This window comes from Sphingobacterium sp. PCS056 (assembly GCF_023273895.1).
GTDB lineage: Bacteria > Bacteroidota > Bacteroidia > Sphingobacteriales > Sphingobacteriaceae > Sphingobacterium.
This window is the reverse complement of the sequence record NZ_CP096883.1, coordinates 2754123-2770073: the sequence shown is the minus strand read 5'-3', so window position 1 is coordinate 2770073 and position 15951 is coordinate 2754123. Positions and strand designations below refer to the sequence as shown.

The window sequence follows — 15951 nt, the reverse complement described above, 5'->3', positions numbered from 1 at the left end:
TACAGATTTATGCTTACAGATAATCATTGAATTGATCATAAAGTTAATGGGATATAAAACAACTTACTGCAACAATACTAACCCGATTTGACACTATATTACCTCGGCTATTAAAAAAAAGTAGTACTATGAAGATATTCTCCTTTTACCCTACATACTTTTTATTTCTGGTAGGTCTTTTGCTATATAATATAGAACTATAAAATCACTTTAAATGTATATTATAAAAAGCATCGTTGTGTCTGGATTTTTTCTTTTGACACTTAACAGCTGTAACCAACCAAATTCCAAAATTCAAGCTAAAGAAACTGAAACTGCAGCTTCATTAACCATAGATGGCAATTATGTGACTGCCGACTATGATCAAAGAGCGGAGGGATTTGACTGGGTTGGTGTAACTATTAAAAGCGAACAGGACAGCAGTATCACAATACAAGTCAGATCGCGTGCTGACAAGAAAAAACCAACTTGTACACTTGATGCAAAAGCAACAAAAACTACTGAGAACATATACAGAGCAACTTTAGAGGGAAAAGCGGTCTTGTTTACATTTGATGCAACTAGCTTGACGATTAAACCAGAAAATCCTGCTGATGCAGCAATATTAAAGTTCTACTGTTCGGGCGGAGGATCTTTAGCTGGAACATACAAGAAAAATGCTGAAGCACTTGATCCAACGCAAATAGATAAAACCTCCTATCAAAAAACTTTAAGTCTTCAAGGTATCACCTTCTATATACAAAGTATCAAGAAAGCTGGAAAAGAACAATTAAGTATTACTCCTGCAGGTCTTAGTGTTGACAATAAAATGCTTAACCATGATATAACAGGAGAAACGATTATCAATGCTGAAATTGAGGATATGAATCAAGATGGATATCCAGAGCTACTTATTTATACGCAATCTCACGGTAGCGGAAGTTACGGAAATGTGATTGCTTATTCCGTTAACAATGGTAAATCGATTAGTCAAATATTCTTTCCACCAGTATCAGAAAATTCGAAGATAAATCAAGGTTATCAAGGGCATGATGAGTTCGCTATGGTAGAAACATCTCTGGCACAGCGTTTCCCGATATATAAAGATGGTGATACAAACGCAAAACCAACAGGTAAAACACGTCAAATCGAGTATGAACTAAAAGATGGAGAGGCTTCCCGAAAATTGGTAGTCAAGAAGGTTAGCGAATTTTAATTTTTTTTCATTTAGACGTAGTTTGGTCGGCCTTTTGTTTTACTAAAGCAACTATAAAATCACTTCAAATGTATATTCTAAAAAGCATGATTGTGTCCGGATTTTTCCTTTTGACACTCAGCAGCTGTAATCAACCAACTTCCAAAACCCAAGCACCGGCAGCAGCGACTGAAACGGCTCCTGCATTAACCATAGACGGTAATTATGTAACTGCTGAATATGATAAAAGAAGAGAGGGGTTTGACTGGGTTGGTGTCACGATTAAAAGCGAACAGGACAGCAGTATCACGATACAGGTGAGATCTCGTGCTGACAAGAAAAAACCGACTTGTACACTTGATAAAAATGCAACCAAAGTGAAAGAGGGAGTTTATCAGGCCTCACTTCAAGGAAAGAATGTATTATTTACTTTCGATGGTACTTCTTTAACGATAGCACCAGAAAAATCTGAAGATGATGGAGTTTTAAATTATTACTGCTCGGGTGGCGGATCGCTAGCAGGCACTTATAAAAGGATTGCTGAAGCATTAGATGCGACACAAGTTGATAGTCTTAAGTAAGATAACTTCTGTAAAAAGAGAGCGGGATGGAGTTATTTCATTCCGCTCTCTTTTTTATAAAAAATCCTGTCGCTTTTTCATACACTATTCAACAATGCATTTTGTTTAGGTGTGTATGGAATTGATAAACCCAGACTGTATTATGCCTGTAGTGACAAGAGCTACGATTAATGAAATCACGGATAAATACTGTATTTGGGGTTGGAGATAGTCGCGGATATATGGATTATCCCACTTGAACGACATTTTATCTATACCATGAAATAATAAAGGGCTGAACTATTTTCAACCCTTTATTTTTTTATTTCCAAATGAAGGAACTTTTGTCATACGATGTTTAGATTAGTCTACGGATAGCTTTTATTCATATAAATTATTCTTTATTTAAACACAGATTCTAGTACTTCTCCTGTCCACGCTAATGGTTTTTTTAGACCAAACAAGTGGAGGATCATTGCTGCCGTATTTACTGTATTGTTAGGTTCTTCAATTGTTAATCCTTTTTTAATTTTTGGCCCCGTGATACCCCAAGGTACGATCATCTCATCTACACTTACACCGCCATGTCCATATTCAATACCACCATGATCTGATAAGAACATAAAATTGGTGCTCTCATATAGACCTTCTTTTTTCATTTTCTCTAAAAATATGCCTATTTGCACGTCAGCTTCTTCAATCGATTTGATGTATTCTGGAGACATCCATTTATGACTATGCCCGGCGTGATCGGTATGTACTGAGTAAAGGAATACAAGGGTTGGATCTTTCTTATTTTTCACAATAAAATTAAATGCTTTATCGTAATTTTCAATATAGGCATCATCTTTTAAGTAGCTAACTTCATCAAAATTTTTCTGATTATGTGGGTAGAAGAGATTAATCCAGTTATAGTAAAAGGCAGTTTTAACATTTGGCATTTGTTCTTTGACAACGGTAAATACAGAAGGGTAATAACCCTGAGCATCTTTTACCACTGCCGGTAATTTGAATTTATCGATCTGCCAGCCATTATCTACTACTCCGTGCTGTTCTGGCCCACTTCCAGTAAGATGACTGGTCCAATTGGGAAGGGTTACGGATGGCATGACCACCCTAGTAGTCATTGATAATGCTCCTTCTGCCATTAAAGCATCAAGATTTGGTGTATGTGCCTGCTTGAATCCTTCGACAGAGATTCCGTCCAATGCGATCATTACTATTCGTTTACTTTTAGGTCCAGCTGCTAGCGCTGTACAAACAGTGGTCAAAATCAACAATAAATTAGTTGCGATTATTTTTTTCATTTTCATCATAAATATTTGGTTCTTTAATTACGTTAATTGCCATTAATTGTAGTTCTTCCCATTATTAAATCATTCCACTTAAAGATGTAAATAGCATACAAAAAACAACATGAATTAACTTCAAATTTATAAACAAAAATTTAATATAAGTAAACTTAAATGTAAATTTTACATTAACAAACAGTCAATTACATATTAAAAAACATAAAATGTTTAGCAAAACTAAATACAAAATATTTCTATTGAAGTATTGCAAGGTGCTACACTGATTTAAATTTCGTTATCAAATAGGTTAATATATGATAATTTTAATTCGAGATATCCATTTTGACATATCATACATGGATGATACGTAAAAAGGCCTTCCGAATGGGAAGGCCTTTTATAATACGTTGATATATATTATTCGACATCTTCAACAAGCGACAGCTTAGAAAGCATAATATTAGGTCCTTTCGTTCCTTTTATCTTAAGCTTTAAATTACCATCGTTAGAATCTTCCCGCATAACGTGAAGTTTGACCCATTTGCCTTCTTTATCATGGCGGGTGAGTGTATAGTCACGTCCTTCGAAATTGATATCTGCTTCACGTCCATTACTGTTCCAGTCATGGAAAAACAGATATAGAGAACCGATCATCCCTTGTGGTACTTTTACGTCTACCTCTATTTCCTTTCCCTGCCAAGCGGCACTTGTTTCATCCTTCCAAACACCATCGGCTTTAACGGTATAGGTTGTCCCCTTTTTACTTTCACTCTGATCGAGATCTTTTGTCCAGCCAATATTTTGATTGATTTTCTTAGACAATTTACCTGCTTCTACATATAAAACTGCCTTTGAAAATTCAGAGGGTACAGCTGTCTTTAAGGGCTCGATATAAGTAAACGTTTTACGTAACTGAGAGGCATCACGACCGAAACTTGGATCAAAATCATCTGAAGCGGCGTAAGCTAATAAGCTTGAACGAAGTTGCTGACTTACAATATTTTTTTCATCTTGTATGTTAAAACCAGTCACCAACAACTTTCCATTCCCCACTTTCATTTCAAATATAGATGCCAACTTATTGTTTCTGTGAAAATCATCTACAGGTTGTGCCAATGGTCTGTATGAGGCAGGAAAATCATTGATATAAAATGCTCTTGCTCCACCATAAATATGCTGCCACTGCCAGTCACTATGTGAATCTGTAGGAAAACTTTTGAATGCAGGATGCTTATCTCTTACGATCATACCAATGGTATTTTTCCCTTGCCCCGGGAAGAACGTTAATGACCAGTACAATGGATAATAACTGATGATATCGGAGGTCTCTAAGTTTCCAAGATCGGAAGCATCCAGTAATACCGTCCCTCCATTTTTAAGGACTTCTTCAGTTTTTGCATCAAACCTATTTGCAACATAGACCTTTTTCGTTTCCTCTTTTTTAACTGTAGGATATACCCATATCTGCCATTCATTTTTATTGGCTCTATTTTCCAAACCAACTTCTACGGTCAATTTACCTGCTTTTTGAACCGCAGATAAATTGGTTTTAATTTCACCAACTAGATCTGAAGTGCCTCTAGCAAATGTTCTTTTCGCAAAGGTACCTTTTGCAATTACACGACTCTCTTCATCTTTGATATTCCAGTAGATACCATCCTGTATATCGGTTGATCCATAATGTGCCAGTTGCACTTTGGCTAAAAATGGTTCTTCGGCCTTCCATACAAATTTGGGTATACGCAAGAGGGTAACAGTGGTATCATTATGCATTCTAAATTTCTCGGGTGTTGTGATTCCTTTACTATCGTAAAATACGTCCAACCAACCTATCAGTGCTTCGCCTTGACCTTGATAATCCTGCATACTTAACAACTGTATACCTGCCGCAGACGGCGTTCTTAGGAAAGATTCGATTTCATGTTTATACATGATTTGATTCAATGCTCCTGATGCCTGAACAAATTCTTCATTTTGCTCCTCAATATTGTTTTTGCGCGCCTGCTCTCTGAATTCTTCAAAATTGCGCGCTTTTAATACTCCGGTATATTTTTTTATCTCATCCCATTTCGGATATACGGGCCACTGCCCAATTTCATGTGCAATGACAGGTATTTTAGACTGACTGTATACTTTTTCAAAATCCCAATCGGTGTGTGCTCCGAGTATACCTCGCGTACCACCAAGCTTATCAATATAATGTGTCGCGATAAATTGGTCCATATCCGTGATCTTACGTGCGGATGAAACTGCGTACAATCTTCTGTTATCATTTTCCTTATAAGGTTTTAGCCATGACTCCATCACATCGAAATTTGAATTGCCTAACTCATTACCGATAGACATGGTTGCAAAAGAAGCATGATTACCGTAAGATGCAAACATGCGGTAAATCTCTTTCTGTGTGAAAGCATCTGCCGAAGGATTACTGCCCAACCCTTGCGGTCTGCCTTTTGTATTCATCTCTTCACGGCCTGGGTTATCTGCGGCCATCCACCAGTCTAACCATATTACTTCAGGCTGTAGATATAACCCTAGGCGATCTGCTGCCTGAAATGCAGCTTCAGGAGGACACCAAGAGTGAAAGCGAACATGATTTAAACCATAATCTTTGTATATTTTAAAGATACGTTCCCATTCTTCAACGTGCATTGCTGGATATCCTGTCAAAGGAAAATGGACACAATCTAGGTTTCCGCGAAAGAAAACAGGTTTGCCATTAATCATTATTTTTGACTTAGAAGCTGTAATCTCACGAAAGCCTATTTCCATTTCCTTCGTGTCCAACACATTGTTTTTCTTATCTAGAACTTGAATAGAAAGCGTGTACAAATTTGGGTTCATATCATCCCATAATTTCACTAAATCCGGCATCTGCTCTTCTATATCCAATACTTGTCGTACGCCTCGCACGTCAATATTCTTTTTTGTCTCAAAGACTTTATCCTTCGTCTTACGATCTGATAATATGATGGATAGCGAAAGATTTCTACGCTCCCCGCCTTCATTTACGAGAGTATCTTTTATCTGCAGCTTTTTTGGAGAGATCTTCGTAAATACTTGCGGATTTTGTAATCTTATCGCATTTTTAGCAATCAACTCTACCTGACCAACCATGCCATTCCAAATACTTTGTGTATATTCTGTGTAGACGTGACCTTTGTCTCCTATATTGTGGATCATATCGTTATTGACACGTACCGTCAATCGGTGCTTTCCGGGTGATACATATCCAAGGTCATGAAGATGTGCAGAACTTAACGCATCGTACGTTGCAATCTCTTTATCATCAATAAAAACCTTAGACTCCCACATCACACGTTCTAAATTTAGATATAAACGTTTATCTTTCCAGTTCGCAGGTACAACAAAATCCATTTGATACCAAGCGGGACCGTAATATTTATAGGCTCGGGTCAAGATCCCAAAATCTGAACCTGTTGTTTTTTCACCGTAATTGGCCTGATCGGTTGTCCCAGGAATAGCAATACGTTTATCTAAATCTTGTTTTTGCCAACCTTGTGCCAGCCCTACATTTTTTTCATCCAACCGGAAACGCCATACCCCATCTAATTTCTGATGTTCCTGAGCTGTTGCAGAATAATGTATAAAAAATAGGAATAGAAAAATTCCTAGGTATTGTTTTATCATAATAATTAGTGAATATAAATTAAACTCTTACTACAAATGTAACCAAGTATTGAAATCTATTAAATGGATAAAAATATGATTCTCATGTAATATATTATGAATGTCGACTGCTTATCTGGTTTTAATCTGTACAGGTGAATTTTTTTATTTTTGATAAACAACTGATACTATTTAGGATAAAAAAGCAACCATAGGAAATCTCCAGTGATTGCTTTTTGTTATTTTCAATTCATGTTGCTGTTCTTTGACCAGCAAAATTGTGTAAGTTAATGCAATGGTTTTATAACCACCTCATCCACCATTTTACCTTGTTGATCGACAATTAGAAAAATTCCTTTTTCAGATGTCAAATCAACTTTTAACACATTATTATTTGAGTTTACTATAATTGGAAATTTGATCTCTGCTGTTGCCGGTTTGATAATATGCTTATGCAAGTGCCCACTCAACATGACCTGCACACCGGCACGATTAAGAATGGGAACAAACTTATCCAGAATTTCCTGTTCACCATGCCAACCACCAAATGGAGGCATATGACAGATAACTACTTTATATTTGGCGTTTTTAAATTCAGTATTTTCCACTGCTCTCTCTAGCCATTCAGCCTGTTCTGTACGGTAGCGATCCATATCGACAATGCCACTGTACTCCATATCGGTATCAGGTTTATCTTCGCCACAATCAAGTACGATGACTCCTGTTTCTCCATGATTAAATTGATAATAAAGCTTTCCTGTCGGTGTTGGAAAATAACGTGGATATTCAATCGCAAACGGACCACGGGTTTCATGATTACCCCTTGAATAGAACATGGGTTTTTCACTTGCAAAGCGTTTAATAGCTGTATCCATAAAACCTGCGAACATCTGATTTTCGCTTAATAAATTATCAACCATATCGCCATTAAAGACAATAAAATCTTGTTTCGGAAGGTCGGAAAGATCTAAAAGTTTATTGAGCAATTCATTTCGTCCGTGAATATCATTGACCACAGCAAATTGGGTCCTCGAGGAAGAACCGAGTGTCCGGAAAGACAAAGGCTTTTCCTTATAGACATTCGTTGCAACGATTTTCCCATATTCAACCTGAACGCCAACATGCTTCAAAACCTCCTGGCTGTATACCCGATAACGATACACGGTGCCCGGCTTTAGGTTGGTTAAGGTAACCTGATGTACAGTTCCAACTTTTTTGAAACCATATTCGGTAGCAAAGAACTTTGGTCTCGCTGTGTGATAAAAATGGGATGAATCGTCCGGTGCAAGTTCCACCCAACCTGTAGCTGGTTTATTAGTCGTCCAGATAATATGAACGGAACTATTGGTGACCCCCTGGATATAAGGCAAATGAGTAATGTTGATATTCTCCTGTTGTTGCGCAAAAATACCAGTAGTTAATACAAGTAACAAGCAAAATACCAATAGGGGTTTTGGCGTAATTTTCATCATAAAGGTTTGGTTTTAAAAAAGTTCCTATCAACAAATATATAGATTGTGATAGGAACTTTTATTAGATTAATTTACCCAAAAAGGGTTTTGTTTTAAATTAGGATTTAACTGTAACTCCTGTACTGGGAGTGGATATAGATAATCCCGTCCTTCATCAAACTTCTTGGTAATATGTTTATTGATAATGACATTTCCACTGTTACCGTTTTCTAACAATATTTCCGATCCCAACTTTAACAACTGTATGTTTTTCGCAACGGGCTTGTCTCCCTCATAGATCCAAACATCATCCTTTCCGTCATTATCAAGATCGTATTTTCCAGTTCCCGGAAAATACATGCCTTTAAATTGACGCGTCACCATTTGACCTACTTTCCATCTTCTGATATCATCCCAACGGAAAGATTCCATGACCAGTTCTACACGACGTTCTCTCCGTATTTCCAAAATCACCCCTTTAAAAGCGCCCATAACATTGTTGGGATCGTAATCTTGTGCTAAGTAAAGATCTGGCCGACTTATAGCTTGGGCTAAATCTAGATTTGGCATTCCTACCCGATCTCGCAGCAACTTGATTGACATATCCAAATCACTTTGTTTGATAACTCCTAATTCTGCCTGAGCTTCGGCATAATTTAATAGTACTTCAGCATATCGAAAGATAGGCATCGGATTTACGGATCGATTAAAATTATCGTATTTGACATCTCCGACAAATTTGATTAATTGATAACCCGTGACTGAATTACCAAAATTTGGAGCAACAGGCGCCGCCCCACCGATACGTTTGTATCCCGGTGTACGGATTGTCTGACTTAAACGTGGATCGCGATCGACAATCTCATCTTTAAAAGTCATTTTATCATAATTAGGTTTATCAGTAAATCGTGATCCATCTTTCATTAAATAGGAGTTTACTAAGTTTTTTTCTAAACCTGGTTTACCATAAGATGCCGTGATGGTATAATAATTAACATTGTGCCAGATCTGTAGTCCATCGGAGAATTTTCTTGTCAACATAACCTCCTTATCGATGTTGTCGACACTTCTAAACAAAGCACCGTACGAGTCTGTACCTGCCGCATTATAGATACTGTATTTCTTACTCTCCATAATTTCATACGATGCAGCAGCGGCTTGTTTGAGCAGCACTTCGGCATCCGGTAAATTAAATTCCTTATGGTATTTCCGGAACGTCCCTTCAAACAATGCTACCCGTGATTTCAATGCCAATGCGGTCCATTTATTTACTTGTTCATCATTGACTTCGGTACCGAGATTCTTAATTGCATAGTCCAAATCGGCCATAATATTATTGACAACTAACGTCCGTGGATCGCGCGAACGTGACAATTGCTCTTCGTCATATTGGCTGATCACTTGATCATACCAAGGCACATCTCCGAAACGCTTCAGTTTGTCAAAATAAAAATAGGCTCTAAAAAATCTGGCTTCAGCAGCGTAAGGCGCCGCTAAATTTTCAGGTACGGTTTTAAAACAGTTTTCAAGAAAAAAATTGATATTACGCAAATTATCCCATGTCCATCCACCTCCACTTACAGGTACAATTCGCTTACCCGTTATTTCATCATCCAACGTGGATTTAACTATATTATCAACAGATTCGTTGTAAACCCCTTCTGCTGAAGGAAGTGCAACATCATAAAATGATTTGGTAAATAAACCTAGATCCTTCACTGTTTTAAAGGAATCTTCAGGTTTTATACTGGACTCAGGTTCTCGTCCCAAGTAGTCTTTATTACAAGATCCAAGACCAAAACCTAGCAATGCATATATTAAAAATGTCTTTTTCATATTTTAAAATGTTAAATCTAAACCAAAGGAAATAGTTTTAGACACGGGATAGGAACGTCCATTTGCTTCTTGAGCAGCTTGCTCTGGATCGATGTATTTTGACCTTAATTTCGTTGCTGTCCATAGGTTTTCACCTGAAGCATAGATACGTAAATTACTCAACTTCAATCGTTTTAATAAATGCTGTGGTACCGTATAACCTAAGGTTAGGTTTTTTAAACGGATATAAGCCAAATCCTGCAAATAACGATCTGATTTTACATTTAGTGAACCACGATCATTTAATGCAATATATCCACGTAACATCGGAAAATAAGCATCGGTATTCTCAGGTGTCCAAACATCTTGTTCGAAATCTTTTGGAACAAATGAATAATAAGGTCTTGAATAGGGTCCCCAGAATTTATCGGCATTGGCGCCAGGCCACCAATTTTGCTTTCCGATACCTTGGAAGAATGCAGAAACATCAAAACCTTGCCAGTTAGCACCAAGATTAACACCAAAAGTATAGCGTGCGCGGCTATTACCAATAATCACCTGATCGCCCGGATTAGTGAGGGTATTATCACCTGCATCAACTTTCCCATCAGGTCCGATACTCTTACCATTTTCATCCAACTTACCTCCGATATCTACAAATTTTAAATCGCCCGGATGCAACTTAGACCAATCTCCTGTCGCTGCTAAACGTTGCTTATCGACATAATCTTGATTGACTTTCCAGTTCGCAATTTCATCTTCTGATTTGAAAAATCCATCGGTCTTATATCCCCAGATTTCTCCTAATTCTTGGCCAACATAGTAGTTGCTTAATAACATCTTTTCATTGTCAAATCGGGTAATCTTAGCTTTAGAATCGGATAATCCTAAACCGATATTATAACCAAATGGTTTTCCATTTAAATCCACCCGATCTTTCCATGCGAGCGAAACCTCCCAACCATTATTTCGAAGATCGCCGGCATTTGTTTTAGGTGAAGCTGCACCAAATACAGCAGATAAAGTCTTACCGGGAATCAGCATATCCAATGTATTTCGGATGTAATAATCAAATGAAACGTTCAACCGATTTTTCATAAATTCTAGATCTGTACCAAAGTTCAGTGTACTTGTACGTTCCCAGGTGAGATCGGCTGATGTAGGCAGGGGTATACTCAAATATTGTGATTTGGCCCCTTGCGTAATATAGTTAGATTGACCTGACCGTAACAATTCTAGGTATCCGTACGCATCTGCTTCCTGAGCGTTACCTAAAGCTCCATAAGAGACTCTAAGCTTAGCTTCATTGATAAAGGATTTTGCACCCTCCATAAATGTTTCCTCAGACAAGCGCCATCCTCCTGAGAAAGAAGGGAAAAATCCATTTCGTTGTTTTACAGGAAATTTAGAGGTACCGTCATATCGACCATTTACTTCCAAGAGATATTTACCTTTGTAATTATAATTAACACGAGCAAAATACCCTCTCAGTGCCCAGGTGTTTGCTCCGCCCAGCAATTGCATCTGTCCTGTAGCTAAATTAAAATCGTTCAGATCTTCTGACAATAAATTGTTACCAGTACCACCAATGCGTTTATAGCCTGTCGTTTCTTGATTGAAACCTACTGTTCCACCAATTTGATGATCGCCTAACTGCTTGTTATAATTGGCAAAAATGTTGAGCGAGTGTTTTGGATTATTAACAATATTTTCTGTAAATGTATCATTACCCAATAAATCTACTACCCCAGGGAAAACGGACCATGGTGCTTGGGTACGGCGGTTCCAACTGTGAACCGGATTGTGGGTATAGGTATAATTACCGGTAATATTCAAATCTTCATTGACCTTAACAACAGCCTCAAACATATTGATAAATTCAAATTGATCTTGACCGCCTTTAGATTTGCCATGCAACAAATCGGCAAAAATACCATCACCGATATTATAATTATTCAACTCGGTACGATAAGTTGCTGTACCGTCAGGATTTAAAGGAACATACGACGGCAAAGCGTGTACGGTTGTTGAAATAAAATTGTTATTGTTATCAGGACTTGAATTCCATCCTGGATAGGTATAGTTTTGATAATTTAATTGAGTATTCGCACTTACTTTCAACCATGGTGTAACTTGTGCATTGATTCTAGAGCGAACATTATAGGCATTATATTTATCCTGATTGATTTTCATCAATCCACCTTTCTCGTATAATCTACCAGAGATATAATAGTCGATTTTATCTGTACCTCCCGAAAAATTCAACGAATGCTCCATGGAAGTTTGTGTCTTTCGGTATATTTCATTCCACCAATCTGTATTGCCATAATAGACATATTGATCCTTACCATTTCTATTTTGAATCACCACAGATGGTAATGAAGGGTCATTTTTACGTTTTAATAGCTCGGCATAATCTTCATCGGTGTAACCGGTATAACGGTTACCCGTTGCGCGTACAAAAGCTTCATCGTTCAATTTAGCGGCATCATAACCATTGGTCATAAAGTCCGTATTTACTGTAAGACCTGCCCAACCAAAGTTGTTACTATAGTTGATGTTCATCTTCCCAGCCTTTCCTTTCTTGGTCGTTATCAACATGACTCCAAATGCACCTCTAGCACCATAGACAGCCGCAGCCGCGGCATCCTTTAATACCGAAATCGATTCAATATCTCTCGGATTGATGGTATTGATATTTCCGGGTACTCCATCGATTAAAATAAGGGGCTGTGCATTGGCGGAATTAATGGAAGCAAATCCACGGATATTGACATTTCCTCCACCTCCGGGACGTCCGTTGGTAAACGTTACATTTACATTGGGAACTGCACCTTGTAATGCTTGTGTTGCATTGGCTACGGGTCGATCTTCTAAAAATTTGGAATCGATCTGAGTCACTGCTCCCGTCAGGTTGACTTTCTTCTGTCTCCCATAACCTACTACAACAACTTCGTCCAATGATTGATCGGATTCTTGCAGCATTACCTTTAAAACATTCGATTCAATTTTGAGTGTTTGTGCATGGTAGCCCACCATTGTAATTTTAAGGTTTTGTCCCATGGTTCCAGCAATTTCAAATGCCCCATCAGCATTTGTTTGCGTAGATTTACCAGTTGATAGGTTCGTAATGGAAGCGCCCATAACAGGGCTACCATTTGGAGTTTTTACACTTCCTTTAATAGTCTCTTGCTTTAGATCTTTCCATTCGAAATCAATGGCAGAAGACAGAAATGCAGGTTTACTGTTGGCCCAATTGGGTAGGGACAGCCCAATCATTATGGGCAGTAGAACATACTTTTTTTTCATGGTTTTTGGTTTCATTTCCTTTGGCAACAAAGAAAAGGTTTACAATATTGGTTAATTGTTAAGTATACATTATCAAATGTAGAATTTGATTACGTCCAGGTTAAGTTAACAAAAACTTAACACATCTTTGCAAGTTTTATCAATTTAACCAACAAAACAGGCATCAATACTTAAAATTAAAGTTCATGAAAAAGTGGGCACCTTTTCAGCAGATTAGCGTACTTTGAACATCGTTATGATGTAATACGTAGCTGTATCCATCACCCGCAAACCCTAATTTAAATCCAATGTATTAAAACGAAAAATGGTCCATATTCACAATTAGTGAATACGGACCATCATGGATCACAATATGAATGATGATGATTATTTATTCTTTAAAACAATGCTCATCTTCCCTCCTTTTACCAAGTCTTCAAATGGCAATTCTAAACCAGATAGGACCTTTCCATTCAACTGAATTTTATCCAAATATATCCTACTCGTATCTTGGTTTTTCACCTCGATTTCAAACTTATTTTTGCGTAGTGTTTTAGGCAGCTCAATAGTTACGCGATCAAAAAGAGGAGCCCCAATTTGAAAAGATGGATTCTCACTGGTTAAGCTTCTTACATCAAACAACCCTATGCTTGACATGACGTACCAAGCCCCCAATTGTCCCTGGTCTTCATCTTGTCCAAAACCATAACCGTGTATTGCTTCTGTACCATAGAACTCATTACAGATTGCGCGCACCCACTTCTGACTCAGATCCGGTCGTCCGGAGAAATAAAACAACCAGGAAATATGTAAATTAGGTTGATTGCCATGATTATAGAGACTTTCAATCCCAGCAAAGGCATCAATATGTGCGCCTCCTCCAAAGATATTCTTTTGCGAAATTGTAAAGATGCTATCTAAACGTCGATTAAACAAATCTTGACCGACAAGTTTTACTAACTCCCGCGGAACGTGTGGAACATAAAAAGTGTATTGCCAGGCGTTTCCTTCCTGAAAACCACGCCATGATTCATAGGGATTAAAATTTTGAATGAATCTTCCTTCACCATCCTTAGGTCTCATAAATTTGGTTGAGGGATCATACAACGTCCGCCATGCATTTGATAATTTATTGAGCACACTGTAGTCCGACTCATGTTTCAAAGACTTCGCAAATTGTGCCGCCGCTGCAGCTGAAAAGGCATACTCTAAGGTATGCGAAGCACCAAATGGAGATCCATTAGTTAAGAGCTCTGGATTGCCGGTCTCATCTTTTATATAAGGGGAATAACCTTTATTGACAAAAACTCCTACATCCAGTTTGCCTGCCCCCGGAAGCCGATCTTTAGATTCTAATTCATTTTTTCTAACTGCTTCATAGGCTAAATCAACATCATAATTTCTGATTCCAACATTATATGCGGCAGCAATTGCAAGTCCTGTAAAATTAGTACCCACACCGGACACATATTTACTATTAGCAATACCATCTCCTAACCAACCTGCATCTTTATATACGAGCAATTGACTTTGGATCCAATCATTATAATAATCAGGATATGCAATAGACCATAATTGTGTCAGATTCCAAAAAGCTCCCCAGATGGCATCAGTATTATAATGATGATGTACCGGAATACCTTTCCCATTTAAAGGAATCTGTCCGATACTACCGTCATTCTTAGGATATGCACCATTGACATCACTGGCTAAGCCTCTTCCCAATAAGGCATGATAAAGCGCTGTATAGAACTTAGTCCGGTCTTCAATTTTACCTCCTTCAACAAGAACGCGTCCCAATTCGGCATCCCAAATCTGAAGTGCATTCTTCTTCGCTTTCTCAAAATTTAACTTTTTAGCTTCCTGAAGCAGGTTCAATTTAGCATTTTCAATCGAAGTATAGGATAGACCTGTCTTTAGTTCAATCGCTTCCCCTTTTTTGGTCTTAAAGCGTAAATAGAGACCTGCTCCTTTACCTTTTATCGTTTTTTTATCCGCAAAAGTTTCTGAATCTAAAAAGGTACCATGTGCGACCGGTAATTTATCAATCTCAGCAAAAAAATACATTTTTATATCGGCTCCTTTTTGATATTTCTGCACATAGAGCGGACTTGTTATCACATAACCCCATACATGTTGCTGATCGTAAGTGACCTCAGCATCGATTACAGGGCCACTTTCTCCCATAACATGACCGATATCAAAAATTACATTTGCTGAATCAGTTGCAGGAAATGTATATTTATGAAACCCAACCCTTTTTGTGGCTGTTAGTTCTGCCTGAACATCATAATCTTTTAATTTGACACGATAATATCCTGAAGTGGCAAATTCATCTGCTTTATCAAAAGAAGACAGGTAACCACTATGGGGCACATCCACTTTACCAGCATTGGTTTTTATTTCCCCAACTGTTGGTGCAAAGACAACTCCGCCGATTTGAAATTCATGAAAATGGGGAAATCCTGCTATTGAATGATGTCTATCATCATAACCAACAGCCTCCCAGCCGGAGCGGTTTCCATAACTACCATCTGTACTAGGTGCTAATTTGGCCATTCCAAAAGGTACTGCCGCTGGAGTATAAAAGAAATACCGACTATGAACCGAACCTATATTAGGTTTAACATATTGGGTTAAATGTTGTTTTTGCTGTGCGTAGGAGCACGAAATATAGCTCAGCACTCCCAAACAATATATGAAAATGTTTTTTATCATCGTATTTAAGGTTTACACACAAA

8 protein-coding genes are annotated in these 15951 nt (G+C 37.8%); 2 read left to right on the top strand and 6 right to left on the bottom strand.

Going from position 1 to position 15951, the window contains the following annotated elements:
- The first annotated feature begins 214 nt into the window (after positions 1-214).
- The gene (locus MUB18_RS11485) at positions 215-1195 is read left to right on the top strand and encodes a hypothetical protein (protein ID WP_248753166.1); all 981 of its coding nucleotides are present in this window, start codon (positions 215-217) and stop codon (positions 1193-1195) included.
- Between the two features lie 68 nt (positions 1196-1263).
- Positions 1264-1755, top strand: a complete 492-nt coding sequence (locus MUB18_RS11480) for a hypothetical protein (RefSeq protein ID WP_248753165.1) — start codon at positions 1264-1266, stop codon at positions 1753-1755.
- Positions 1756-2135: 380 nt separating this feature from the next.
- On the opposite strand, the gene MUB18_RS11475 is transcribed toward MUB18_RS11480, so the two are convergent.
- The 6 genes from MUB18_RS11475 to MUB18_RS11450 form a co-directional block, all read right to left on the bottom strand.
- Positions 2136-3050, bottom strand: coding sequence for an alkaline phosphatase family protein (locus MUB18_RS11475; protein ID WP_248753164.1), 915 nt, complete (start codon positions 3048-3050; stop codon positions 2136-2138).
- 393 nt (positions 3051-3443) lie between these two features.
- Complete coding sequence (locus MUB18_RS11470; RefSeq protein WP_248753163.1) at positions 3444-6677, bottom strand: sugar-binding domain-containing protein; 3234 nt, start codon at positions 6675-6677, stop codon at positions 3444-3446.
- Positions 6678-6943: 266 nt separating this feature from the next.
- Positions 6944-8128, bottom strand: coding sequence for an FN3 domain-containing metallophosphoesterase family protein (locus MUB18_RS11465; protein ID WP_248753162.1), 1185 nt, complete (start codon positions 8126-8128; stop codon positions 6944-6946).
- 66 nt (positions 8129-8194) lie between these two features.
- The gene (locus MUB18_RS11460) at positions 8195-9943 is read right to left on the bottom strand and encodes a RagB/SusD family nutrient uptake outer membrane protein (protein ID WP_248753161.1); all 1749 of its coding nucleotides are present in this window, start codon (positions 9941-9943) and stop codon (positions 8195-8197) included.
- Between the two features lie 3 nt (positions 9944-9946).
- Positions 9947-13231, bottom strand: coding sequence for a SusC/RagA family TonB-linked outer membrane protein (locus MUB18_RS11455; RefSeq protein WP_248753160.1), 3285 nt, complete (start codon positions 13229-13231; stop codon positions 9947-9949).
- A gap of 366 nt (positions 13232-13597) precedes the next feature.
- The gene (locus MUB18_RS11450) at positions 13598-15928 is read right to left on the bottom strand and encodes a GH92 family glycosyl hydrolase (RefSeq protein WP_248753159.1); all 2331 of its coding nucleotides are present in this window, start codon (positions 15926-15928) and stop codon (positions 13598-13600) included.
- Positions 15929-15951 lie beyond the last annotated feature (23 nt).